Below are 22,702 nucleotides of genomic sequence, written 5' to 3' on the forward strand. Positions count from 1 at the left end.
TGGCCGGGACGCGGGCGGAGGGTCACTCCGGAGGGATCTCCCGGTAGACCAGGCCGAGGTCGACTCCCCGGCTCTTGTTGACCAGGTGGGCGCCGGCGTACCAGACGATTCCGATCACGACGACGCCGATCATGAACCACAGGGACAGCTGCCGCGTGACCGCGAACGTCGAGTTGATCGTGTCGTCGGTGATGAACATGACCATCAGGGCGCCGAGGGCGACGACGCCTCCCGCCCCGGCCAGAGCGACCGTCGGGACGCCGAGCACGCGCTTGCCGCCGGCCGACTCCCAGATGTTGCGCAGCCGGTACGGGAACACCATTCCGGCCAGCGACACGATGATGAACGCCAGGATCTGCGCCAGCAGGGCACCGAGCAGGCTGGCGTCGGACCAGTTGACCAGCGCGACCAGGGCGATCTCGCCGGTGACGACGCACAGGGCGATGGCCTTGACCGGGGTGTGGAAACGCTCGCTGACGTCGCCGAGCCGCTGCGGGACCGTCCGGTCCAGGGACCAGGCCAGCATGTACCTGGTCGACTGCATCATCGACAACGGGGTGCCCATGACCGCCCAGATCACGAAGCCGATGCCGATCAGGAGGAGCAGGACGACGTTGTGGGTGAGCAGGGCCGCGAGGAAGTTGAACCCCGGAGGCAGCCCGGCGGGCAGGCCGAGGGTGTCGGGGGCGGAACTGGCCAGGTATCCCAGGCTGCCCAGCCACTTGGGGCTCACGTGCGCGGTGAGCACGATCGTGATCAGGGCGAGGACGAGGCCGTTGATCAGGACGCCGCCGACCATGGCCCGGTACTGGGTCTTGGACGCGCGCTTGATCTCGCCGCCGATCTGCGCGGAACCCTGGGCGTACCCGACGACGAAGAACACCCACGGGAGCATGAGCAGGGTGTCGCTGAAGCTGAACGACGCGCCGTTGCCGGTGTAACCGGCCTTCTCGGCCGCGGGGATGATCTGGTCGAAGGTCAGGCCGTGGTTCCTGCCGGCGAAGTCGTTCCAGCCGGCGGAGATGTGACCGCCGCTGAAGAGCAGCAGGGCGAAGGAGACGAGCAGGCTGAGCCCCGCGACGGCGAACAGGACCTTCTGCCACCGCCAGTAGCGCTGGCCGCCCAGGACGATGAGCACGCCGAAGCCGACCGTGATGATCGTGCCGAGTCCGAGCACCCACCACTGGGTGGTGATGCCGAGCAGGTCGTGCTTGGCGAGCAGGCCGTTGCTCATGTCGAGCCACACCGACTGGCCGGTGACCGAGGAGAGGGTGGCCAGCGCCGCGGGGACCGCGAAGGTCAGGGCGAAGTAGGCGTTGAACCCGATCCAGAAGAAGATCATCCAGAGGCCCTGGCTCCAGGAGAGGAGGAAACCGAGGATGGGGTGCAGGGTCCGGCTGACGAACACGTAGTCCCCGCCGGAGCGCGGCATCGCGGCGGAGAACTCCGCGTATACCCGCAGCAGCGTGAACGCCATGAGCACGGTGCCGATGACGACCGAGAGCAGCATGTTGCCCCCGGAGAACGCCGTCTGTGCCTGGAGGAAGAGGAAGACGCCGCCGACCGCGACGTTCATGCCGAAGGTGTTCATGACGAAGGCGTCGAAGAACGACACCTCGCGGATCAGCCCGGTGGCGTTCCGGATGAAGACGCCTGCCTGCCCGTCAGAGGACGACGCTGGGAGTTGACTCGGTATGGCCACGGCGATGGCCCCTCTCTCTGCGGAGCGGTGGTGCTATGGAGCTGCGGAGCCAGGCAGCGTCGGTGCGGCCGGACTCTCGCGTGGTGCCGTCGGGGGTGTCTGGTGTGCTTGGGAGATCTGGCCGGATGGGAGGTGGGGGGTGGAGTCGGTGGAGTCGGTGGTCGTGGCGGGAGTACTGGGGGCCGCCTGCTCGGCGGGTGCCGGGGACGGATGGAAGCCGACGCCGTGTTCGGGGCGACTTTCGATCTCGAACCTGAACCGGTCGGCCTGGTAGAGGACCCGGGAGAACTCCACCGCCGTACCGTGCTGGTCACGGGTGACGGACTCGATGCGGAGCAGTGCCTCCCCGACGGGGACCTGCAGGTGGCCGGCGTGCTCGGGGAGCGCCCTGACGACCTCGATGACGTTGCGCGCGGAGGTCATCACCGTCCCGTGCCGCTCGCGCAGCAGGTCGTAGAGCGAGCCGCTGAGGTCGGCGTCGGGAAGGCCGGGGAACAGCGACACCGGTAACGACGCCGACAGCAGCACCACGGGCTCGCTCGCCAGGAACGCGACCCTGCGCAGATGGAGGACCTCGGCTCCGACGGGCAGCCCCAGTGCGGCGGCGACCTGCTCGGAGGCCGGGACGGTCTCCGCGGCCAGGATGCGCATGGCGACGGGCAGGCCGGTCGCGGCGAGCGTCGCGGTGAAGCTGGACAGCAACTGGATGTCGGTGCCGACCTTGACCTCGCGGACGTAGGTGCCGCGTCCCCGGGTCCTGGTCAGATAGCCGTCCTTGGTGAGCGCCAGGATGGCCTGCCGCACCGGGGCGAGGCTGACTCCCAGGCGCGCCGCGTACTCCTTCTCCTGCACCAGCTTCTGACCGGGTGCCAGGCGTCCGGAGACGATCAGGTCGAGCAGCAGCCGGTAGATCTGCTCGTGGTAGGGGAGCGGTGACGCACGATCGATCTCCACGGGCAGTTCAGCGGATGGGGAGTCCGTCGACTCTGTCGGCCTCATAGAGGGAACCTAATAGATTATAAGTTTCTAATCTATTACTCCGATGTTGCGTTTCAGCGGCGATACCCCACTCCCGCCCCCTCCCCTCGGCCGTGATCATGCATAGGTTCGGCGAGATGCCCTCCCATCAGGGCGAACGCCAACCGTGATCATGCGCAGGTTCGGGAATTCACCCCATGACCAGGGGAGACACCGTGCGTGATCATGCGGCGTCGGCGGTCTCAGGCGTCTCGACGTCCTCCGTACGGCGGGAGCGGCGCAGCCGGACGGTGGCGGACGCGCCGATCAGCACGACCGCGACGATGAGCAGCAGATAGCCGTTCCCGATCTCCGCCGCGGCGTATCCCGCGATCGTGTCCGCCGACACCCATGCGGTTCCGCCGAGGACGACCCAGACGATGAACCGCCGGTACGGCATGCCGAGCGTCCCGGCCAGGACCGGGATGACCGAGTCCATGACCGGGAGGAAATACGACAACGCGAGGGCCGGGCCGCTGCGGTTGAGGACGTCGCGGGCCTGCCGCCACCGGTCGTCGCCGATTCGGGAGCCCCACCGGCCGTGCAACAGGCGGGAGCCGTACCGGTGGCCGAGGAAATGGCCGGCGGAGGCGCCCGTGACACATCCGGCCACGCCTGAGGCGATCACTGCCGCCACCTCCGCCGGCCCGCCCGCCGTGGTGCCCGCCAGGAGGATGAGCGCGTCGGCCGGGATGACGAGACCGATCAGCAGCATGCCGTCGAGGACGAGGAAACCGAACAGGGCGGCGCAGACGATGAGGAGATTCTGGTCTCGCAGGACGTCCAGCACGAGATCAAGCCTTGTCGAGCAGGATTCAGGGGACATCGGGCGCGACCCTGACATGCCCCTGATTCCCCTCGGCCACAAGGAGGAGACGGAGAGTACTCCCGTCGTCCGATCGGCCCGCGTCTCCTACCGCGCGCACGGAGCGGCCCTCGCGGGAGCCGCCCCCCGGCCGGCGGTACGGTCCTACCGCGCGTTGTTCAGCGCCCAGGTCAGGGCGTAGTCGGCGACTTCCTCCCAGCCCTTCTGCGCGGGGAGGAGGTGGGCCATGCCCGCGTACTCCTTGATCTCGGTGACGGTGTCCGGCGCCTTGTAGTGCTTGGCGTTCGACTGCTGGATCTTGGGCGGCATGAGGTGGTCCAGCTCGCCGGAGATGAACAGCAGCGGCGCCCGATCGGCGTTGTGGTAGTCGACGTAGTTGTCGTCCTTGCCGGGATGGATGTTGGCCAGCGCGCTGCCCCAGAAGATGTTGCCCGAGGCGGGGATGTGATAGCGCTCGTACGTCGCCCGCGCCTCGTCCTCGGGGAAGGTGTTGGTGAAGGCGTACTGCCACTGCTCGAAGGTGAATCCGACGGCCTTGTGCCGGTTGGCCGGGTTCTTCAGCACCGGGAAGGTCGCCTTGACCTGGGAGAGCGGGATCACCTTCACGCCTTCGGTGGGCGCGGAGTTGATCGCCACCCCGGCCGCGCCGTACCCGTGGTCGAGCAGGATCTGGGTGAAGACGCCGCCCGCCGAGTGCCCCATGATGATCGGCCTGGTGTCCAGACCGTCGATCAGCTTCTCCAGGGACGCGATGATCTGCGGCACGGTGACCTGCTCGATGGGCGTGGGGTCGGCGTTCAGCGCCTCCACCTCGACCTCGAAGCCGGGGTAGGCGGGCGCGAGGACGCGGTAGCCCTTGCTCTCGTAATGGGTGATCCAGTGTTCCCACGACCGGGGCGTCACCCAGAAGCCGTGAACCAGGACGATGGTGTCCGGAGCTGTCATGAGGCGGTTCCTTCCGAAGAAATCGGCGTCGTAGGCGGCGAAGTCCTGCCGGACGACGACGTCATCACGGCAGGGGAGGCGTGGGGACGGCGGTGACGAATCCCATGCACGCTCCTGTCGTGGGGCGGTCGCTCCAACGGCTTGATCGTCGATCGAGACGGCAGGGGTTCGAACCACGTGGTGCGCGTAGTCGTGAGCGCGTTCAGTCGGGCAGGGCCGTGACGAGCTGACGCCGGGAGCCGACGCCGAGCTTCCTGAAGATCTTCCGCAGGTGGTAGTCGACGGTATTGGTGCTGATGAACAGGTGAGCGGCGATTTCGGCGTTGGTGGCTCCGCCTCTGGCCAGTTTGGCGATCGTCATCTCCTGGGGAGTGAGATCGGACGTCGCGTCGGCGGACCGCCGGCGGGCCTGTTCCCCGGTGGCGAGCAGTTCCTTCCTGGCCCTTTCCGCGAATCCGGCCGCTCCCATCTCCTCGAACGCCGTCATGGCCGTACGGAGCCGGTCGCGGGCGTCCCTGCGTCGTCTCTGCCGCCGCAACCACTCCCCGTAGAGCAGGTGGGCGCGCGCCAGGTCGGCGCGGCCCGTGTCGGGGCGAGGATGTCGATCGCCTTGAGGTAGAGCGGTTCCGCGTGGTCGCCGTGCGCGAGGATCGCCTCGGAACGCGCCAGCAGGCCGTGGGCCCAGGGCGTGCCGCTCGCGGTGGCGCGGGACGTCAGGGTCTTCAGCGCCGACGTCGCGAGCACGCGGTCGCCGGAGCGGGCGGCCGACTCGACCAGATCGGGCAGCACCCGGGAGTGCACCCCGACAGCGTCGGTGTCCACGAGATGGTGTGCGGTCGCGCAGGCTTCGGCGTAGTCGCCTCTGCCGAGAGCCAGGATGACGAGGCCGATGCGGTTGATCGACTCCATCGCCCCGAGGCCGAGCGTGGTGGCCGCCCGCGCCGAACCGCGCAGCGTCGTGGCGAGCCCGGTGTCGCCGGCGTGCCAGGCGAGGAGCTCGGGATGCCGGTAGATCTCCCACACGTCGGCCGTCGCGCCGATGGCCGAGCGCACCTGGTGGCCCTCCACAAGCAGGGCGTCGGCGGCCGCCAGATCGCCGTAGATGGTCTCGTTCATCGAGGCGCAGAACAACGCCGAGTCCAGGTGCCACAGGGCGCCGGTCCTTCGGGCGATGTCGGCCGCACGCGTGACGAGTGCGGTGCGCTGCTTGTATTCCCACGTCAGCATGCAGAACGTGACGGCAGTGTTGTATCCGCGCGTCACGTGCTCGTCTGGGGTGTCCGGGTCCAGCAACGCGTCGACCGCGAGCCGAAGGTGCGGTGTGGCACGCTCGTAGCCGTCGTTGATCAGCGTGGCGAAGGCACGCAGAACGAGGTCGGGCGCGGCCGACACGCCTGTGCGCGCCAGCAGGGCATCACAGGCCCGTGCGATCTCGGCCGGTGTCGTGCCCCGGAGGAGATGCTCGGCGGACAGGGCGCGCTCGAGGGTGTACAGCAAGGCGTCACGGGCCAGTTCCGGCGCCTGCTCCTCGAAGGCCGACGCGGCGCTCAGGCCCAGCAGCGGCGCCTGCGCGAACGCTCTGGCGGCGCCCAGCCCGATGAGGGCGCCGGCGCGCACCATCAGCGCCCTGCCCCGGCCGATGTCGTCGAGCAGGACGGTGTCGAGCCCGTCCAGCAGCGTCTGCGCCTGGAGCGGCGCCCCCGCGGCGAAGGCCGCCTCTGCCGCGGCCAGCGACCGTCCAGCGCGGGCGTGGCCGTCCGGTGTCAGCTCGGCGGCCCGGGCGAGGAAGGTGGCGCGCGCGGCGTACCCGCCGTGTCCGGCCGCCCGCTCCGCGGCCTTCTCAAGCTCGGTGGCGACCGCTTCGTCCGGCCCGATCGAGGCGGCGGCCAGATGCCACGCGCGGCGGTCCGCGTGCTCCGGGCGGTCGGTGACGGCCGCCAGCGCGCTGTGTACGCGGCGTCGTTCCACGCTGGTGGCCCCGCCGTACACCGCGGAGCGCACCAGCGGGTGCCGGAACTCGGCGGTCTGCCGCAACGCGATCAGGTGGACGGCTTCGGCGGGATGGGAGGCGTCGGGCGTGACGCCCAGCAGCGCGGCCGCCTCGGTGATGTAGACCAGGTCACCTGCCGGTTCGGCCGCCGCCAGGAGCAACCAGGTCTGGCCTGCCCGCGGCAGGGCGCGCACGCGGCGCAGGTAGTGGGCCTCGAGGCGGCCTCCGACGGGCAGCGGCTCGGGCAGTGCGAGGCCGCCCTTGAGCTGCTCGGCGGACAGTTCTCTGCCCAGATCGGTCAGGGCGAGCGGGTTGCCTCCGGTCTCCTCCACGATCCGTGCGGCGACCCGGGCGTCGAGGGGGCCGTCCACCACCGATCGCAGCAGTTCCAGCGCGTGACGCTCCTCCAGGCCGGCGACCTCCAGGGTCGGCAGGCCCTCCAGAGGCGCGAAGCCGGGGCGCACGGCGAACACCAGGCCGATTCCCTCGGCGTACATCCGGCGGCCGATGAAGGCGAGGACGTCGACCGACTCGCCGTCGAGCCACTGCGCGTCGTCCACGCAGCACAACAGCGGGCCGCACTCACCCACCTCGGCGAGCAGGGACAGGGCCGCGAGGCTGACCAGGAAGCGGTCGGGAGGTGGGCCGTCCGCCACTCCGCAGGCGACGAGCAGGGCCGTCTGCTGGGAAGGGGAGAGCCTGTTCTGGCGTCGCAGGAACGGGACGAAGATCCGGTGCAGGGCGGCGAACGGGAAGTCCGCCTCCGACTCGACGCCGGCCACCCGGATGACGCGGATGTCCCGCGCCGACTCGGCGAGGTGGTCGAGGAGCGCCGTCTTGCCGATCCCGGCGTCGCCGCGGAGGACGAGCACCCCGCTCAGGCCCTGGTGCGCCGCCTCGACCAGGGCGTCCAGCGCGCCGCGCTCTTTGTCGCGTCCCCACAACACCATGGGCGCACGCCTCTCTGGAAACATCGGTGACACGGACGTGTACAGACTTCCGAAGAGTGCGACGCCCGAGGTCGTGCGGCGTCACCGGCGATCACCAAGAGATCACGAATGGTGTCGCGGCGAGATCATTGAACCAGCGCGTGCGTGCCGGGTCCAGGTCGGGAAAAGGCTTCCCCGGCTCTTTCTGGATGTTTCCTGTGAGGCGAGGTCTTCTTGATCACGGCGGACGGCGCGAGCCCACGGGGGTCACTCGGGCTGGTCCCAGATGCTGGGGGGATCGGGCGCCGGACGATCCGGCGGCCAGTCGAGTGCGGCGGACGCGGCGTCCAGATCGTCGGTGGCGATCACGAGCCGCACGCCGCCGAAGGTCGTGTAGGCCAGGTCGATGTTGACGCCGGCCTCGGCGAGTTCCCTGGCCAGCTCGCCGAGTGTGCCGGGGCGGTGCTCGACGTCGACGACCATGACCGGGCGCACCTCGACCACGCCCATTCCGGCGGATTCGAGTGCTTCCCTGCACCGGGCCGCCACCTCGTCGACGACGAGGATGTGGACCACGCCCTTACCCTCGCCCGTCACGGCCGCGAGGCCGAGCACGTTCACGCCGGACTCCCCGGTGATCTCCCCCAATCGGGCCAGCTCACCGGGTCGGTCATTGAGGATCACCTCTATGTCCGTCGGCATCGCCCTTCAAGTTTCCCATGAAGTGATATGTCGGACTTGGCGGGCCGCCTTTCCGGGACGGTTAATAGAAAGATCATCTGTATATACCGATGCCCGGCGCGGGCCGTGCCGCCCGCCCGACCGCTGCGCGCCGACGCCCGCCGGGCATCGGCACGGGACGGCTCTGTCAGCGGTCGAGCCGGGCGTAGCGCCGTACGGCGAGCGGGAAGAAGATCGCGATCAGCGCCAGCGGCCAGACCACGGCCATCAGCGTCGCGTGCTCGGCGATCCACGACCCGCCGCCGGTGGGGTTGCCGAACAGTTCGCGGGCGGCGGTGACCGTGGCGGCCAGCGGATTCCACTCCGCGACGGCCGCGAGCCAGCCGGGCATGGTGTCCGTCCACACGAACGCGTTGGACAGGAAGCCGACCGGCCACACCAGGATCTGGACGGCCACGACGGCGTCGGGGGAGCCGACGACCAGCCCGAGGTGGATGCCGACCCACAGGAACGCCAGGCGCAGCAGCAACAGGAGGCCGATCGCCGCGGCCGCCCTGCCCCAGCCGTCGTGCCACCGCCAGCCGACGGCGAGCCCGCACAGGATCAGCACGGCGAGGCCGAGCGCCGCGTTGAGCATGTCGGCCACGCACCGGCCGACCACGACCGCGGACCGGGCCACCGGCATCGACCGGAACCTGTCGGTCACGCCCTTGGCCGCGTCGGCGGCGACCGCGGTGAAGGTCGCCTCGATGCCGAAGAGCATGCTGATGGCGAACATGCCGGGCATGAGGAACTCCCGGTAGTCACCGCCCCCGGGTACGGCCATGCCGCCGCCGAACAGGTAGCCGAACATCAGCACGATCATGACGGGGAACAGCAGGCCGACGGCCACCTGACCGGGCTGGCGGGCCCAGTGCGCGAGGATGCGCAGCGTCATGGTCCAGCCGTCGGCGACCGCCCACCGCAGCCGCGTGATCGGGCCGTACGGAACCTCCGCGGTGACCGTCGTCATGCGGCCACCTCCTTCCGCGGGTCGCGGGCGTCTCCGGTCAGGTGGAGGAACACCTCGTCCAGGGTGGGCCTGCGGACGCCGATGTCCTCCACGGCCAGACCGGCGGCCTCCAGCAGGCGTGCGAGCTCGGCGAGGGCCGCCGCCTTCTCGCGTACGGGCGCACCGACGCGACGGGTGTCCGGATCGAGCGAGGGCTCCGCGCCGGTCGCCCGCTCGACGAGGCCGGCCGCGGCGGGCAGGTCGGCGGCGTCGTGGAGGACCACCTCGACACGGTCGCCGCCCAGCGCCGACTTGAGCTCTCCCGGCGTCCCCTCGGCGATGACCTTCCCCGTGTCCATGATGGAGATCCGGTCGGCGAGCTGGTCGGCCTCCTCCAGATACTGCGTGGTGAGCAGCGCCGTGCAGCCCGTGGCGACGAGCGCCCGCACGGCCTCCCACACCTCGTTGCGTCCCCGCGGGTCCAGGCCGGCCGTGGGCTCGTCGAGGAACAGCACCGGCGGGGAGAGGATCATGCTGACCGCCAGGTCGAGGCGGCGGCGCATGCCACCGGAGAACTGCTTGACCGGCTTGCCGCCCGTCTCCGCGAGGTCGAACCGCTCGAGCAGCTCATCGGCGCGGGAGCGGGCCCTGGCGAGACCCAGATGTGAAAGCCGTCCGAACATGACCAGGTTCTGCCGCGCGCTCAAGACCTCGTCGACGGCGGCGTTCTGCCCGACCAGTCCCATGCGCGAGCGGACCTGTGCGGCCTGCCGTACGACGTCGTGACCCGCCACGGCGGCGCGGCCGCCGTCGGGCCGGAGCAGCGTGGTCAGCATGCGTACGACCGTCGTCTTGCCCGCGCCGTTGGGGCCGAGCAGCCCGCACACCGTGCCCTCGGGCACGGCCAGGTCGAAGCCGTCGACCGCCCAGGTGCCGCCGTAGCGCTTGCGCAGCCCTTCCGCGACCACTGCGAACGTCATTCACAGCCTCCGTCCACTCGATTCCGTACGCTGTACCGTACAGCATACGGTACAGCGGCGAGGATAGACTGCGCGGCGATGACGGAGTACACGGGCAGGGGAGATCCGGCACGCAGCCTGGCCATCTTGTGGCGCACGGGCGAGCGGGCGAGCAGGAAGGGCAAGCCTGACCTGAGCGTGGACCTGATCGTGCGGGCGGCCATCGAGGTGGCCGACGCCGAGGGGATCGCCGCGCTGTCGATGCGCAAGGTGGCCGAGCGGCTCGGCGTCGGCACGATGTCGCTCTACACCTACGTGCCGGGCAAGGCCGAGCTGCTCGACGTCATGCTCGACACGGTGTGCGGCGAGGTGGCCATGCCCGAGGACGCCCCCGGGGGATGGCGCGGCAGGCTGGAGCTGATCGCCAGGGAGAATCTCGCCCTCTTCCAGCGGCACCCGTGGATGTTGCAGGTCTCGGCCAGCCGTCCGCCTCTGGGGCCGAACATCGTCGCCAAGTACGACTACGAACTGCGCGCGGTCGACGGCATCGGGCTTGACGACGTCGAGATGGACTCGGTGATCACACTGGTCGACGGCTACGTCGCCGGTGCCGCGCGGGGCGCCGTGGAGGCGGCCCAGGCGGAGGGGAGCACCGGGATGACCGATGAGGAGTGGTGGTACGCCCATTCCCCGTTCTTCGCGAAGGTCTTCGATCCGGCCCGCTACCCGATCGCGACCCGCGTCGGCGCGGCGGCGGGTGAGGCGCACAACGCGGCCTACGACCCCCGGCACGCGTTCGAGTTCGGCCTGCAGCGGGTGCTCGACGGCATCGAGACGTTCATCGGGTCCCGCGCGGTGCGCCCGGCCGAGTCCGGGGATGCTGAACGGTAGGTCCGTCCGTCCGGGGCGGTGTCCGGGGGAGGCGGGATGCGGGCTTCGGCGACCGCCGCGAATGCGGGATGGTGGACCCGGCTCGGGCCGCAGATCCTGGCGACCGCGCTGACGTTTGCGACGGGGGCCACCAACGCGATCAGCTTCTTCGGGCTGGGCGGCGTCTTCACCAGTGTCATGACCGGGAACCTCGTCCTGCTCGGCCTCGCCGTGGGCCGTCCCGACGCGACGCTCGCCGCGCACGCGACGGGAGCGATCGCCGGGTTCGTCGCCGGTGTGCTCGCGGGTAGCCACGTGATCGGCCGGACCGGGCCGGGCCATCCCGGCTGGGGCGTCCGGGTGGCGGTCGTGCTGGGGGCCGAGTTCCTGATGCTGGCCGGGCTGCTGGGGGTGTGGGCGGCGGAGGGGGGTCACCCCACGGGTGGCATGCGTCTCACGCTGGCCGGCGTGGCCTCACTGGCCATGGGCGCGCAGAGCGCGGTGGTCAGGACCTTCGGGATCCCCGGCCTGTCGACCACCTTCTTCACCGGGACGCTCACAGGCGTGGTGGCGGGCCTGGTCACCGAGGGAAGGGTGCAGTGGCACAACGTCGTGCTGCTCACATCGGTGGCGGTCGGGGCCGCGGCCGGCGGGTGGATGGTCGATCACGGGGGGCCTTATGGGCCCGTGGTCCCCGTCGCGCTCCTGGCGTTCGTGCTCGCCGGTCTGTGGCCGCTCGCCGTACGGCCGGGCCGTACGGCGGCGTGATCGAGTGGACTCCGGCCGTACGGCGAGCGCTCAGATGAGCAGCAGCGACTTGCCGACCGTGTTGCGTTCGGCGAGCGAGAGGTGTGCGTCCGCGGCCCGGTCAAGCGGGTGGGTCGCGCCGATGAAGGGACGGATCCGCCCTTCCGCGGCCAGCGCGAGCGCCTCCGTGAGCAACTCCCGGACGGTGTCCTGAGCGGGCGGGCCCGCCATCAGAGGGTTGTTCACCCGCACCCGCCGCTGCTCGGCCGCCTTCGGGTCGATCTGGACGAAACCTCCGTTGGAGGTGCCGTAGGTGACGAACCGGCCGCCTTCGGCCACCGCCGTGAACGCCACCTCGCCGAGCTCCGCGCCCGCGCCGTCGAAGGCCAGGTCGACGCCCCTGCCGCCGGCCGCTTCGCGCACCCGGTGCGCCCACCCGTCCTCGGAGTAGTCGACCGTGACCTCGGCGCCGAACTCCCGGGCCAGCGCCAGCTTGCGCTCACCCCTGGCCGCGGCGACGACCCGGGCGCCGGCGTCGCGCGCCAGCTGCACCAGCAACGATCCCGCCCCTCCGGCCGCGGCGGTCACGAGCACCCACTCGCCCTTCTCGATCCCGGCCGCGCGGGCGAAACTCAACGCGGTGACGCCGTCGTGCAGCATCGCCGCCGCCTCGTTGGAGCCCAGGCCTGCGGGCACCTCCACCAGTCCGTCCACGTCGGCGGCGATCCGCTCGGCGTAGCCGGTGGACGCCCGGGTGGCGACGCGGCGCCCGATCCACCCGGGGTCCACGCCCTCTCCGAGGGACAGGACCTTCCCGGTTCCGCCACCGCCGGGCACGTACGGCAGCTGACGGGGGAAGAACTCCTGTCCCCAGCCGCTGCGCAGCAGCGTGTCGAGGTAGATGACGTCGGCGACGGTCAGCCCCACCACGACCTGTCCCGGACCGGCGACCGGATCGGGAACCTCCTCCAGCGTCAGCACTTCCGGACCGCCGAACTCCCGCACCTGGATTGCCCGCATATGTCCTCATCCCCGTCGTGATCGACCTTGTGCGGACAGTTTCAGACTTGAACTTAAGTTGAAGTCAAGTCGGACCGCCGGGGAGCCGGTTCTTCCGGGTCCCGGCTCGGCGTCGCGGGCAGAGGCCCGGCCGTGGCGGCGTGAATCATGCAGACTGCGCGTGGCGCTGCCGGTAGGCCGCCTTCTTGGCCCGGTTGCCGCAGGTGTTCATCGAGCACCAGCGGCGGTTCCCCGGCCGGGAGACGTCGACGAACAGGCCCTCGCAGTCCGCGCCGGCGCAGCGGCGCAGGCGCGATCTCATCGGGCCGGTGAGGACGTCAACCGCGTCGCGTGCGACGAGAGCGAGAACGTGCCCCACCTGGGCACCCTCCTGGCGCCAGCCGAGCCCGCCGGTCCCGTCCAACTGGGGTGCGAGGGCCGGTCGCGCGGCCCAGTCGTTGAGGATCTCCACGTCCTGCGGGCGGGGTGAGGCTCCGGTGCGAACCTGCTCGGCGGCACGGTCGATCGCCTCGCGCAGGCGGCGTGCTCCGGCGAGCGCGGCGGGGCCGGCCGGGGGAGTCTCGTCGAGCAGTCCGGCTTCCACACACCATCGCGCGAGATCGCCGGGGACCGCGAGCCGTTCAAGGGGGACGGGCGCGCCCCGGTCACCGAGAGTCGCGGTGAACGTGAAGCACAGCCGCCCGTTGCCGAACCTGAAGCCGCTGTCCCCGACGCCGTCCACACTCGCCATGGAACCACTATAACCGGTTCACCATCGATGGTGGCCAGGTGCTAACGTGCACGTCCGGCGGGTGCTGGGTAGGACGAGCGCCAGACCCTGACGATGAGAGGCGTGTACGGCCTCCCCGTCTCACGCGCGGAAGATCGAGGGGATCCAGAGATGACAGCGATGAACGTCGGCTTCGTGGGGCTCGGTGCCATGGGAAGGGGGATGGCTGCCAACCTGGTTCGCGCGGGCCACGCCGTACAGGTCTGGAACCGGTCTCCTGGGCCGGTGGCCGAACTCGTCGCCCAGGGCGCCTCCGAGGCGGCCGGTCTGGAGGCCGTCTTCGCCAACGACGTCGTCATCTCCATCCTGTCCGACGACGCGGCCTTCGAGTCGGTCCTGCTGGATCCGCGTCTGCTCGAAGGAGCGGCGGCGACCGTCCACGTCAACATGGCGACGATCTCGGTCGACCTGGCCGACCGCGCCGCCGCCCTCCACGCCGAGCACGGTCTCGGCTACCTCGCCGCGCCGGTGATGGGCCGCTCCGACGTGGCGGCCGCCGGGAAGCTCAACATCGTCGCGGCGGGCGACAGCGGTCTGCTCGACCATGTGGAGCCGCTGTTCGCGGCCATGGGGCAGCGCACATGGCGGATGGGCGACAGGCCTCACCAGGCCAACGTGGTCAAGATCGCGGGCAACTTCCTCATCGCCTGCGCGATCGAGTCCGTCGCCGAGGCCTGCGCCCTCGCGGAGGCGAGAGGGATCAACTCCACCGATCTCGTCGACCTGCTCACGAGCACGATCTTCCCGGGCGTGATCTACACCGGCTACGGATCCATGGTCGCCGAGCGGCGCTACGAGCCCGCGGGCTTCCGCGTCGTGCTCGGGCTCAAGGACGTCTCCCTCGCGCTGTCCGCCGGAGCGGAGGCGAACGTGCCGCTGCCGTTCGGGAGCGTGCTGCGCGACTCCTTCGTCGACGCGATCGCGCACGGCGACGCGGACCTCGACTGGGCGGCCGTCGCCGAGGTCATCCGGCGCCGCGCGGGCCTGGCCGAGGCGGGCTCGTGACGGCGGGACGCGGCATGAGCGGGTTGCCCAGCGAGGCGGAGACGACCTGGAAGCCGTGCCGGAGCATCTCCGCCTCGTAACGGCCCACGGCGTCGAGCAGGGGCACGCCCTTCGCCGCGACGCCGGCCAGCGCCTGCCGCAGGAGTTCGGCGTGGCGGAGGGTGGTGTTGGCGCCCTCGCCGCGACCGGGCGACATGGTGTGCACGGCGTCGCCGAGGAGCGTGACGTCGGTCGTGGGCCAGGGCGCGACGGGCCGCGCGTTGCGCAGGCCGACCGGGAAGGTGGCCGGGACGTCGGCCTCGTCGAGGATCCGCCGGGCCAGCGGGTGGAAGCCGGCGACCATCTCGTACGCCAGACGGTGCAGGCTCTCCCCGTCGCCCTGCCTGAACTGCTCGGTGCTGAGCTGTCGACGAGGACCTCGGGGACCCAGTCGAGCATGCCGGGCGTGATGGGCGTCCTGCCGTAGACGAAGTTCCCGATGTCGTCGACCTCGGCGCCGGGCAGCAATTGGCGGCGGACCGCCGAATTGGTTCCGTCGGCGCCGACGAGCAGGTCGCCGACGGCGAAGGTCCCGTCGGCGAAGTGCGCGCGCACCCGGCCGTCCCCGGCATGGTCGTACCGTACGAACGTCTTGCCGAAGTGGCGGACGTCGTCGAGGCCGGACAGCAGGATCTCGCGCAGCGTCAACCGGTTGACTCCGAAGAAGACGTCCTCGGGCAGCGCCGGGATGCTCCAGCGGATGCTGGAGAACCTGACGGGGACCGGGGCCGAAGCCCTGTCATGACCGCTTGGGCGGCTCCGCGGCGATGACCACGAGCACGCCGAGGAAGGCCAGCGTCAGGTTGGCGAAGAGCGGGTACTCGGCCAGGAGGTTCACGCGGGGGACGACGACGCGGTTGAAGAGGTTCAGCACGATCCCGAAGAACGGCTGAACGAGTAGGTGGTCGATCGCGCCGCTGACACCCTGGAGGACCATGACGAACCCGGCGAACTGAACGACTTTTCGCATGGTCGGAACGCTAGGGAACCGTCGCCGGGCCGCGGAACGGCCATGAGGCTTTCCGCGGCCCGTCCGGCGTATCCGTCTGGCGGGCCACCGCCGACCAAAGTAGCGTCTGCCCGGACTTCGGTACCGTCCGCCTTTTCCGCAGGGGACCGGACCCCGGCCGATCGGTAGCCTCGAGGCGATGGACACCTCCGCGGCCCGGCGCAGCACCCGGGACTGGATCGTGGACACCTGCCTGTTCCTGTTCGCGGCAGGCTTCGGACTGCTCACGGGGACCGAGCGCGTTCGGATCGCCATGCCGGACCCCGCGTGGCTCTTCGACCTCGACCAGATCGTCGCCGCGGCGGGTTGCGCCGCGTTGTGGCTGCGCCGCCGCAGGCCGGTCGAGCTGTCCATGGTGCTGATCGCCCTGTCGACGTTCTCCGAGCTGGTCGCGGGCGCGATGCTGGTGGCTTTGTTCACGGTCGCGGTCCACCGGCCGCCGCGGACGACGGGGATCGTCTTCGGGCTGAGCCTGGTCGCCGGCGTCGTCTACGTCGAGCTGCGTCCTGAGCCGGACACACCCGGGTTCCTGCTGTGGCTACTCGGCCTCACGATCCAGGGCGCCGCAGTGGGCTGGGGCATGTTCATCCATCACCGGCGGCAGCTGGTGGAGTCGTTGCGTGACCGGGCGGCCCGTGCGGAGACCGAGGCGCACCTCCGTGCGGAGCAGGCCCAGTCGCGCACGCGTGAGGCCATCGCCAGGGAGATGCACGACGTGCTCGGCCACCGGTTGTCCCTGCTCAGCGTGCACGCGGGCGCGCTCGAATACCGCCCCGACGCCCCGCCCGAGGACATCGCCCGCGCGGCCAAGGTCATCAGGGAGAGCGCCCATCAGGCGCTGCAGGACCTGCGCGAGGTCATCGGCGTCCTCCGCGCCCCGGTCGGCGAGCTGCCGCAGCCGACCTTCGCGGACATCCACCAACTCGTCGCCGAGTCGGTCGAGGCGGGGATGCGGATCGACCTGTGTCAGGAGACTGACGGCCCGGTCCCCGACAGCATGGGCCGCACGGCCTACCGCGTGATCCAGGAAGGCCTGACCAACGCCAGGAAGCACGCCGCAGGGGCCGATGTGCGGCTGCGGGCGGCGGGGGCCCCCGGACAGGGGCTGACCGTCGAGGTGGGCAACGCCGCACCCAACGCGACACCCAACGCGACACCCGACGCCGCACCCGGCATCATCCCGGGCGCCGATGTGGTCACGGCGCCCGGCGCCACCCCGGTGGCCGCACCTCCGGCCCTGCCCGGAGAGCGGCGGCAGGGTGAGCGGCACCATCAGTGGCGGCACGGCCAGGGACTTCTCGGGCTGGGCGAACGCGTCGCGCTCGCCGGCGGGCGGCTGGAGCACGGCCCGACCGAGGAGGGCGGCTGGCGGCTGTCGGCATGGTTACCCTGGCCGACATGACAGACCCTCTCCCCGTGGGCGTGCTCATCGTCGACGACGACCCCCTGGTGCGGGCCGGCCTGACGATGATGCTCGGCGGCGCGTCCGACATCCGCGTGGTCGCCGAAGCGGGCGACGGCACCCAAGTGTTGCCCCTCGTCGACCTTCACGGCCCCGACGTGGTGCTGATGGACATCCGGATGCCCGCGATGGACGGGCTCTCCGCCACCGAGGCCCTGCGGGCGCGCCCGCACGCGCCCGAGGTCGTCGTCCTGACCACCTTCGACGCCGACGAGCACGTCCTTCGCGCCCTGCGCGCCGGGGCGGCCGGATTCCTCCTCAAGGACACCCCGCCCGACGAGATCGTGGCCGCGGTGCGCCAGGTCGCCAAGGGCCACCCCGTGCTCTCCCCGGCGGTGACCCGGCGCCTCATCGCCCGGGTCGCCGACTCCGGCCAGGACCGGCGGCGCGCCGACGCCGGGCGGCGCCTCGCGCGTCTCAACGACCGCGAACGCGAGGTGGCCGTCGCGGTCGGCGAAGGCAGATCCAACGCGCAGATCGCCGCCGTCCTCTATCTCGGCGTGCCCACGGTCAAGACACACGTGTCGAGCATCCTCACCAAGCTCGGGCTCAACAACCGCGTGCAGATCGCCCTGCTGGTCCACGACGCCGGCCTCCTCGACGAGCAGGACGCGGCCGGTTAATCGATCGACGTGGCGTGCCGCGGGCCGGTATTCTCCCTGGTCGTGCAGGAAATCGATGCGGAAATCAAGGCAGATGTCGACCAGAACCGCGGCAGGCCGCTTCCGGCGGACATGCCCATCCGCCGGCTCGGCATCGACGACCTCCCCGACTGCATGCTGCTGGCGCAGGACCGCGAGTGGCTGAGCGAAGAGCACAGATGGCGCCTGCTGTTCGATGTGGGCGAGGTCTACGGCATCGACGCCCCCGGCGGCGGGCTGGCCGGGGCGGTGGTGTCGAGCCGGTACGGCACGGGGATCGCCGCGATCGGCATGATGCTCGTCGCGCGCGAACACGAACGCCGGGGCCTCGGCAGGCGGCTCATGACGCACGCACTCGACCGGAGCGGCACGGCAAGCGTCTGGCTGAGCGCCACCAACTACGGGCGCCCCCTCTACGAACGCCTGGGCTTTCGCACCATCGGCCATTGCAGCGCGTACACGGGGTCGTTCCGCTCCTTGCGCTCGGACCCGGCCCGGCCCGTGTCGCGCCCGATGGCCGCCGCCGACCTCCCCGCGGTGCTCGCTCTGGACGCCGAGGTGTGCGGCGTGCCGCGCACCGAACTCGTCACCCGGCTGCCCGCGTTCTGCACGTCGCTGCGAGTCGTGGAAGGGCCCTCGGGCATCACGGGGTACGGCGGTGCCTGGCGCAACGAGAGCGTCACCGCGCTCGGACCACTGATCGCCGGTGACGAGCCGACGGCCTTGGCGCTGCTGTCCGACCTGGCGACGGAGGCCGAGGGCACGCTGCGCGTCGACGTGGAGCACCGATGGCCGGCCCTGATCGACTGGGCCGTGGAACACGGCCTCAGCCGGGCGTTCACGACGGCCGTCATGATTCGCGGCGCGGACCTGCCCGGCGACCGGGACCGGTTGTTCCTCCCGGCGGCGCTCGCTCTCGGCTGACCCGCGCCGAGTCGCGCCGACCCGTGCCACGCGGGCCGGCGGGCCCTGGAGGCCGAGCCGTACCGCGTGCCGTGCCGCGTCCGGTTCACGAGGCGAACCGGACCTCGCGGACATCGGCCTCAGGGGCCGCGAAGGCGGCGAGCGCCGCGCCCTCCTCGGCCAGCGCGCCGGCGTCCTCGTCCGACGGCTTTGCGAACGGGCGGATCGTCAGCGTCGCCGTCCCGCGCTGGACGGCGAGCGTCCACGTCCCGGCTGTGAATCCGTCGAGGAGGATGAGCCGGGGCATGGGCCCGTGGGCGTCGAAGTTCTGCTCCCGATAGGAATCGGTCACCACTCGCGACCTGTCGGCGTGGGAGAGCAGGAGATTGTCGAAGTCGTACAGGAAACGGACCGGCGCGGGGGTCTCCGGATCGGGCCGGGGAGCGTCCGGCAGGTCGAACAACTCGACCCCGTTCTCGTCCTTGAAGGTGACCAGGCGCGGCCGCAGCCGCTCCGCCATCTCGGACAACCTCGTCAGCCCCGACCAGGTCTGCATGTCACGCACGCTCGCCGGGCCGAACGCGCCCAGATAACGCAGGAGCATCTCCTCCACCGGGTAGTCGCCGCGAAGCGGCTCCCCGAGCCAGGCCTCGGCCGAGGCGTGCCTGGCTGAGCCGCTCGCGCCCCAGACCCCACGAGGGGGCACCTGGACCAGCGGCAACGCGGCGCGCACAGTCTGCGCGAGCGCCGCCTGGTCGTGGCCCGGCCATCGCTCACCGAGGACTCTGCCGAGCTCGCTGAAGGTCCGCGGCCTCTCCTCGACCGCCTGCCTGCCCGCCAGCGCGAGCTCGCCGGGGTCGATCCCGGCGACGCCCCTGCCGAAGACCGCTCGCGTGCTCCGCTCGATCACCGGCTGCAGCAGCGGGCGAATCCTGAGGGCGTCCCGCGCCGTGACCAGATGGATCGTCGAGCGCATGAGCGCCATGCGAACGGCCTGCCGCTCGGTGAGCAGGGCGGACACCTCCGCGGGGTCGAAGCCGGCCAGCCGGGTCCACAGGCCGGCGTACCAGGTGTGCGGGGTCTGGGCCTGGAGGCCCACCAGGTGCTCGATCGCCTCGTGGGCCGTCAGTCGGTGGCGGCGCAGCAGGAGTTGCCGCTCGAGGGTGGCGCGGTTGAGGGCGCGGCGGCTCAGCATGTGGGACGGATTTCGTCGCTGTTCTCCATGCCTTGAACGGTAGAGGGCAGTTAGGAGCGTTTGATTCCTAATTGGTCGGCAGACTGGATCCATGTTGGAAACCTCGGCGCGGTTGCTCCGCCTGCTGTCGCTGCTGCAGACACCGCGCGACTGGGCCGGGACGGAGCTCTCCGAGCGGCTGTCGGTGAGCACGCGGACCGTCCGCAACGACGTGGAGCGGCTACGCGCCCTCGGCTATCCCGTTCACACCCGCGACTCCTCAGACGGCGTCCGTCCGGCCGCGAGCAGCGCCGCCGCCTGGTCGACGGCCTTCCACAGCGCGGGGTCGTCCCAGTAGCCGGTGTGGCTGCCCACCCGGGGAGCCGGCTCGCCGTACCGGAACCTGCTGGTGGGCGGATCGGGTAGCTCGACGTCGGCGGCACCGACCGCGACGGGTCCGCCCACGTAGTCGGTCAGGTAGTACAGGTTCTCCCACCGTTCCGTCCGCAGGCGGCTGAGCATGTCGTGGTTGAAGTAGGCGGGGAAGCCCCAGTTGTAGAGCTTGTGGACCGGAGAGCCGAATGTCACGAGCGACACCTGGTCGTCCGGGCTGCGGCGATCCGGCTGCGCGAGAGCGGCGGCCGCCAGCACCGATCCCTGGCTGTGCGCGGTGAGCAGTACCTGGCCGCCGTTGTCGTGCAACCACCAGATCCGGCGCTGAAGTTCTGGCACGGCGCGCTCGGCGTACGACGGCGGAGCGAACGGATGGTAGGAACGCGGCCAGAACGTGCCGACGTCCCACAGGACGCCGATCACCTTGCGCTTGGAGAGATCGCTCCAGCCGGATCGCAGCAGCACGATGAGGAACAGGGGGAGCGCCGCGGCGACCGTCGTGCCGAGGCCGATCATCCATGGGGGCGCCCCGCCGGCGACGCCGTCGTCCAGTTGCATGGACGCGACCAGGAACACCCCTCCGACGACGATGCCGGTGAAGAGCAGATCCAGGTCCAGGGGCGACCGCGCGATGCGCTGCCAGGCGGCCACCGTCCTGACCCAGGACCGGACGCCCAGCCAGTCGTGGACGGCCGGATCCTGCAGGGCGGGATCGGAGACGGTGGAGGCCACCCAGTCCGCGGGACAGTCGAGGGGCGGGGCGGCGTCCCGCTCCTGCGCGAGATAGGTCTGCCGGGTCCGCTCCGCGATCGGGCCGCTCGCGGCGCGCCAGATCAGGACGCCCTGCCAGAGCAGGAACAGCACCAGAATCGCCCCGGGAAGAAGGACCAGGTACGGCGCGAATGGCCGGATGACCTGGAACACGGCGATGACGGGCTCCTCGGGCGGAAGGAGGTAGTCCGTCTCCGAGTAGTGGATCGCGCCCACGGTGTCGGCGACTCTGATCAGCAACCCGAGCATGAAGACGTTGAGCACCCCCGCCGCGAGCGCCATCACGACGAACGGCGCCGCCCAGCGGAATCTGTCGTAGCTTCGGCGTGCCACCTGTCCCGCGAGGCCAAGCCCGACGGCGAGCACCAGCACGGCCGCCATGCGGACGCCGGTCAACTCCGCCACATCCGTGACCCAGAGCGCCAGCACCGTCGCCGCCACGATGGCGATCAACAGGAGCCATCCGCCCGTCCGCAGGTCCGTGCCGGCGAGCACCGCGAGGAGCACCAGTGTGAGAGTCGCGGCGACCACGCTGTTGGTGAGGTTCACAGCCTGCCCCATGCCAGGCAACTCGCCCTCCACGAAGGGCACCGCGGGCTGGACCCAGGCGAACACCGCTGACAGGACCAGTGCCGCCGCGGCGAGTCCGAGCATGGTGCCGGCCAGCTTCTCCGGCCACCGCTTCGCCGTCTCGGCGACCAGCGCGACGGCCACGCCGGCCAGGACGACGCCGCTCAGCACCAGCGCGCTCATCGCGAGGGGTCGCTGTTCCACGTTCACGGTCGACCGTACGGTGTGGGCGATCAGTGCGGCCAGCATGGCGACCGCCGCCGCCAGATGCGCCGTGCCCAGCCGGGAGGTCGCGCGCCTGCCGTTCCAGAAATCCGGGTGTGCGAGTCCGGTGGTCAGCGCCGCCGCGCTGCGTGCGGGATCGGGCGCGGGAAGAGGGCCGCGGGCCGGTGGCCGCACCGTCTCATACCGCCCCAGCGTCCTGCGGGAGAGCAGGATCATGATCAAGATCGCCAGCAGGGGGACGGCCGCGGCGACCAGGATCCGCCGCCCGGGATGGTCCTGGACGAACCCGAACTGGAGCCCGAACCCGTACAGCGGCCACGTTCCCACGCACTCGGCGCGACCGCCGCACTGGTATCCGAGGTAGTCGGCGGGGATCCAGGTGAGGAACAACACGGCGTTCAGCGTCACGGCGAGCGCCGCCCAGCGGACCGCCGCCCGGTAGAGCGCGAAGGTGCGTGGACGCTGCAGCAACCGGGACGGGAACATCCATCCGGCGAGGTTCGCCAGCAGGAACGGCAGGAGCAGCAACCACAACACCCGGGTGCCGCTCCGCGAGGTCAGCCCGCCCCAGGAGTACGCCTCGATGTGGCGGCCCTCCCCGTCGGGCCTGCGGTAGAACCCCGCGATCGCGTCACCGCCGACCTGCTGGAGCGGATAATCGCCCAGCAGACTCTGCGGTGACGTGCCGCCCACGCCGTGGAGGCGGATCTCGGTCACGCCGTCGGAGTGGGGCTCCGGCGGGACGAGTCCTGCCGCCGGGCCTGACACTGATTCCGTCTCGGACACGGCCATCACGGCCTCCTGTTCGCCCGCCGATCGGCTGTGCCGTGATTGGACCACATGGAACGGTGCAACGCACGATATTCCTCGACATGATCTCCTGCGGTTCCCGAAGGCCGCCTCTATCACCTGAACGGCATGCCGTTGTGCTTCGTCCGCCGCCGAAACATCCGGAACCTACGGTGTCGGGACCGGGTCCTCCCGGACCGCATGACCGCTTGCTTCACGCCCTGGAAGGGAACCCGCGGGAGGACCTCGCCGACGGGGACGTGTCGCCGACGGCT

At 70.9% G+C, this 22,702-nt stretch carries 22 protein-coding genes and 1 pseudogene; 8 read left to right on the plus strand and 15 right to left on the minus strand.

Features of this window, described 5'->3' with window-relative positions; genetic code table 11:
* Nucleotides 1-22: 22 nt before the first annotated feature.
* The 9 genes from Pmi06nite_RS24300 to Pmi06nite_RS24340 form a co-directional block, all read right to left on the minus strand.
* On the minus strand, nucleotides 23-1,702 hold the full coding sequence (locus Pmi06nite_RS24300) for an APC family permease (RefSeq protein ID WP_203955413.1): 1,680 nt from the start codon (nucleotides 1,700-1,702) through the stop codon (nucleotides 23-25).
* Nucleotides 1,703-1,735: 33 nt separating this feature from the next.
* Nucleotides 1,736-2,701 (minus strand): GntR family transcriptional regulator, encoded by a 966-nt coding sequence (locus Pmi06nite_RS24305; protein ID WP_203955414.1) that lies wholly within the window; start codon nucleotides 2,699-2,701, stop codon nucleotides 1,736-1,738.
* A gap of 202 nt (nucleotides 2,702-2,903) precedes the next feature.
* Complete coding sequence (locus Pmi06nite_RS24310; protein ID WP_203955415.1) at nucleotides 2,904-3,509, minus strand: DedA family protein; 606 nt, start codon at nucleotides 3,507-3,509, stop codon at nucleotides 2,904-2,906.
* A gap of 180 nt (nucleotides 3,510-3,689) precedes the next feature.
* Nucleotides 3,690-4,490 carry an alpha/beta hydrolase gene (locus Pmi06nite_RS24315; RefSeq protein ID WP_203955416.1) on the minus strand — a complete coding sequence of 267 codons (801 nt, stop codon included), beginning with the start codon at nucleotides 4,488-4,490 and terminating at the stop codon, nucleotides 3,690-3,692.
* A gap of 202 nt (nucleotides 4,491-4,692) precedes the next feature.
* The gene (locus Pmi06nite_RS24320) at nucleotides 4,693-4,977 is read right to left on the minus strand and encodes a helix-turn-helix domain-containing protein (protein WP_203955417.1); all 285 of its coding nucleotides are present in this window, start codon (nucleotides 4,975-4,977) and stop codon (nucleotides 4,693-4,695) included.
* Nucleotides 4,974-7,430, minus strand: coding sequence for an ATP-binding protein (locus Pmi06nite_RS24325; protein WP_203955418.1), 2,457 nt, complete (start codon nucleotides 7,428-7,430; stop codon nucleotides 4,974-4,976). Before Pmi06nite_RS24325 ends, Pmi06nite_RS24320 begins: the two co-directional genes overlap by 4 nt.
* Nucleotides 7,431-7,676: 246 nt before the next feature.
* On the minus strand, nucleotides 7,677-8,093 hold the full coding sequence (locus Pmi06nite_RS24330) for a hypothetical protein (RefSeq protein WP_203955419.1): 417 nt from the start codon (nucleotides 8,091-8,093) through the stop codon (nucleotides 7,677-7,679).
* A gap of 184 nt (nucleotides 8,094-8,277) precedes the next feature.
* Entirely contained in the window at nucleotides 8,278-9,102 is an 825-nt protein-coding gene (locus Pmi06nite_RS24335) for an ABC transporter permease (RefSeq protein WP_203955420.1), read from the minus strand.
* Nucleotides 9,099-10,061: an ATP-binding cassette domain-containing protein gene (locus Pmi06nite_RS24340; RefSeq protein WP_203955421.1), complete on the minus strand. Its 963-nt coding sequence runs from the start codon at nucleotides 10,059-10,061 to the stop codon at nucleotides 9,099-9,101. The genes Pmi06nite_RS24335 and Pmi06nite_RS24340 overlap by 4 nt, the downstream gene beginning before the upstream one ends.
* 78 nt (nucleotides 10,062-10,139) lie before the next feature.
* Here Pmi06nite_RS24340 and Pmi06nite_RS24345 point away from each other — a divergent pair, with 78 nt between their 5' ends.
* Nucleotides 10,140-10,931, plus strand: coding sequence for a TetR/AcrR family transcriptional regulator (locus Pmi06nite_RS24345; protein ID WP_203955422.1), 792 nt, complete (start codon nucleotides 10,140-10,142; stop codon nucleotides 10,929-10,931).
* A 36-nt stretch (nucleotides 10,932-10,967) separates the two neighbouring features.
* Entirely contained in the window at nucleotides 10,968-11,678 is a 711-nt protein-coding gene (locus Pmi06nite_RS24350; protein ID WP_203955423.1) for a YoaK family protein, read from the plus strand.
* 30 nt (nucleotides 11,679-11,708) lie between these two features.
* On the opposite strand, the gene Pmi06nite_RS24355 is transcribed toward Pmi06nite_RS24350, so the two are convergent.
* A complete protein-coding gene (locus Pmi06nite_RS24355; protein WP_203955424.1) occupies nucleotides 11,709-12,677 on the minus strand; it encodes a zinc-binding dehydrogenase in 969 nt (322 codons plus the stop codon).
* A gap of 145 nt (nucleotides 12,678-12,822) precedes the next feature.
* Nucleotides 12,823-13,407, minus strand: coding sequence for a CGNR zinc finger domain-containing protein (locus Pmi06nite_RS24360; protein ID WP_203955425.1), 585 nt, complete (start codon nucleotides 13,405-13,407; stop codon nucleotides 12,823-12,825).
* Between the two features lie 150 nt (nucleotides 13,408-13,557).
* Here Pmi06nite_RS24360 and Pmi06nite_RS24365 point away from each other — a divergent pair, with 150 nt between their 5' ends.
* On the plus strand, nucleotides 13,558-14,451 hold the full coding sequence (locus tag Pmi06nite_RS24365) for an NAD(P)-dependent oxidoreductase (RefSeq protein WP_203955426.1): 894 nt from the start codon (nucleotides 13,558-13,560) through the stop codon (nucleotides 14,449-14,451).
* Here the strand turns inward: Pmi06nite_RS24365 and Pmi06nite_RS24370 are convergent.
* The gene (locus Pmi06nite_RS24370; protein WP_203955427.1) at nucleotides 14,411-14,794 is read right to left on the minus strand and encodes an FAD-dependent oxidoreductase; all 384 of its coding nucleotides are present in this window, start codon (nucleotides 14,792-14,794) and stop codon (nucleotides 14,411-14,413) included. The genes Pmi06nite_RS24365 and Pmi06nite_RS24370 overlap by 41 nt on opposite strands.
* A gap of 135 nt (nucleotides 14,795-14,929) precedes the next feature.
* Here Pmi06nite_RS24370 and Pmi06nite_RS24375 point away from each other — a divergent pair, with 135 nt between their 5' ends.
* Nucleotides 14,930-15,235, plus strand: a complete 306-nt coding sequence (locus Pmi06nite_RS24375; protein WP_203955428.1) for a hypothetical protein — start codon at nucleotides 14,930-14,932, stop codon at nucleotides 15,233-15,235.
* On the opposite strand, the gene Pmi06nite_RS24380 is transcribed toward Pmi06nite_RS24375, so the two are convergent.
* Nucleotides 15,230-15,460 carry a hypothetical protein gene (locus Pmi06nite_RS24380; protein ID WP_203955429.1) on the minus strand — a complete coding sequence of 77 codons (231 nt, stop codon included), beginning with the start codon at nucleotides 15,458-15,460 and terminating at the stop codon, nucleotides 15,230-15,232. The two genes, Pmi06nite_RS24375 and Pmi06nite_RS24380, sit on opposite strands and share 6 nt — an antisense overlap.
* Nucleotides 15,461-15,638: 178 nt before the next feature.
* On the opposite strand from Pmi06nite_RS24380, the gene Pmi06nite_RS24385 reads away from it, so the two are divergent.
* Genes Pmi06nite_RS24385 through Pmi06nite_RS24395 form a run of 3 tightly spaced genes read left to right on the plus strand, consistent with a single transcriptional unit; the run spans nucleotide 15,639 to nucleotide 18,526 of the window.
* Complete coding sequence (locus tag Pmi06nite_RS24385) at nucleotides 15,639-16,901, plus strand: sensor histidine kinase (protein ID WP_203955430.1); 1,263 nt, start codon at nucleotides 15,639-15,641, stop codon at nucleotides 16,899-16,901.
* Nucleotides 16,898-17,584, plus strand: coding sequence for a response regulator (locus Pmi06nite_RS24390; RefSeq protein ID WP_239114172.1), 687 nt, complete (start codon nucleotides 16,898-16,900; stop codon nucleotides 17,582-17,584). Before Pmi06nite_RS24385 ends, Pmi06nite_RS24390 begins: the two co-directional genes overlap by 4 nt.
* Nucleotides 17,585-17,626: 42 nt before the next feature.
* Nucleotides 17,627-18,526 carry a GNAT family N-acetyltransferase gene (locus Pmi06nite_RS24395; protein ID WP_203955432.1) on the plus strand — a complete coding sequence of 300 codons (900 nt, stop codon included), beginning with the start codon at nucleotides 17,627-17,629 and terminating at the stop codon, nucleotides 18,524-18,526.
* Between the two features lie 85 nt (nucleotides 18,527-18,611).
* On the opposite strand, the gene Pmi06nite_RS24400 is transcribed toward Pmi06nite_RS24395, so the two are convergent.
* Nucleotides 18,612-19,700, minus strand: a complete 1,089-nt coding sequence (locus Pmi06nite_RS24400) for a winged helix DNA-binding domain-containing protein (RefSeq protein WP_203955433.1) — start codon at nucleotides 19,698-19,700, stop codon at nucleotides 18,612-18,614.
* A gap of 91 nt (nucleotides 19,701-19,791) precedes the next feature.
* On the opposite strand from Pmi06nite_RS24400, the pseudogene Pmi06nite_RS24405 reads away from it, so the two are divergent.
* Nucleotides 19,792-19,992 (plus strand): annotated as a pseudogene (locus tag Pmi06nite_RS24405) (helix-turn-helix domain-containing protein); the annotation flags it as partial.
* Here Pmi06nite_RS24405 and Pmi06nite_RS24410 read toward each other — a convergent pair.
* Entirely contained in the window at nucleotides 19,944-22,430 is a 2,487-nt protein-coding gene (locus Pmi06nite_RS24410; RefSeq protein WP_203955434.1) for a hypothetical protein, read from the minus strand. The pseudogene Pmi06nite_RS24405 and the gene Pmi06nite_RS24410 overlap by 49 nt on opposite strands.
* Nucleotides 22,431-22,702 lie beyond the last annotated feature (272 nt).

It is taken from the genome of Planotetraspora mira (assembly GCF_016863275.1).
Classification (GTDB): Bacteria; Actinomycetota; Actinomycetes; order Streptosporangiales; family Streptosporangiaceae; genus Planotetraspora; species Planotetraspora mira.

Coding starts and splice junctions, on each gene's coding strand:
- Pmi06nite_RS24370 (WP_203955427.1), bottom strand. CDS start 14,794: ATGGTCGCCGGCTTCCACCCGCTGGCCCGGCGGATCCTCGACGAGGCC.
- Pmi06nite_RS24305 (WP_203955414.1), bottom strand. CDS start 2,701: ATGAGGCCGACAGAGTCGACGGACTCCCCATCCGCTGAACTGCCCGTG.
- Pmi06nite_RS24400 (WP_203955433.1), bottom strand. CDS start 19,700: ATGCTGAGCCGCCGCGCCCTCAACCGCGCCACCCTCGAGCGGCAACTC.
- Pmi06nite_RS24350 (WP_203955423.1), top strand. CDS start 10,968: ATGCGGGCTTCGGCGACCGCCGCGAATGCGGGATGGTGGACCCGGCTC.
- Pmi06nite_RS24355 (WP_203955424.1), bottom strand. CDS start 12,677: ATGCGGGCAATCCAGGTGCGGGAGTTCGGCGGTCCGGAAGTGCTGACG.
- Pmi06nite_RS24365 (WP_203955426.1), top strand. CDS start 13,558: ATGACAGCGATGAACGTCGGCTTCGTGGGGCTCGGTGCCATGGGAAGG.
- Pmi06nite_RS24335 (WP_203955420.1), bottom strand. CDS start 9,102: ATGACGACGGTCACCGCGGAGGTTCCGTACGGCCCGATCACGCGGCTG.
- Pmi06nite_RS24315 (WP_203955416.1), bottom strand. CDS start 4,490: ATGACAGCTCCGGACACCATCGTCCTGGTTCACGGCTTCTGGGTGACG.
- Pmi06nite_RS24390 (WP_239114172.1), top strand. CDS start 16,898: ATGACAGACCCTCTCCCCGTGGGCGTGCTCATCGTCGACGACGACCCC.
- Pmi06nite_RS24320 (WP_203955417.1), bottom strand. CDS start 4,977: ATGACGGCGTTCGAGGAGATGGGAGCGGCCGGATTCGCGGAAAGGGCC.
- Pmi06nite_RS24385 (WP_203955430.1), top strand. CDS start 15,639: ATGGACACCTCCGCGGCCCGGCGCAGCACCCGGGACTGGATCGTGGAC.
- Pmi06nite_RS24375 (WP_203955428.1), top strand. CDS start 14,930: ATGTCGTCGACCTCGGCGCCGGGCAGCAATTGGCGGCGGACCGCCGAA.
- Pmi06nite_RS24340 (WP_203955421.1), bottom strand. CDS start 10,061: ATGACGTTCGCAGTGGTCGCGGAAGGGCTGCGCAAGCGCTACGGCGGC.
- Pmi06nite_RS24325 (WP_203955418.1), bottom strand. CDS start 7,430: ATGGTGTTGTGGGGACGCGACAAAGAGCGCGGCGCGCTGGACGCCCTG.
- Pmi06nite_RS24380 (WP_203955429.1), bottom strand. CDS start 15,460: ATGCGAAAAGTCGTTCAGTTCGCCGGGTTCGTCATGGTCCTCCAGGGT.
- Pmi06nite_RS24410 (WP_203955434.1), bottom strand. CDS start 22,430: ATGGCCGTGTCCGAGACGGAATCAGTGTCAGGCCCGGCGGCAGGACTC.
- Pmi06nite_RS24345 (WP_203955422.1), top strand. CDS start 10,140: ATGACGGAGTACACGGGCAGGGGAGATCCGGCACGCAGCCTGGCCATC.
- Pmi06nite_RS24360 (WP_203955425.1), bottom strand. CDS start 13,407: ATGGCGAGTGTGGACGGCGTCGGGGACAGCGGCTTCAGGTTCGGCAAC.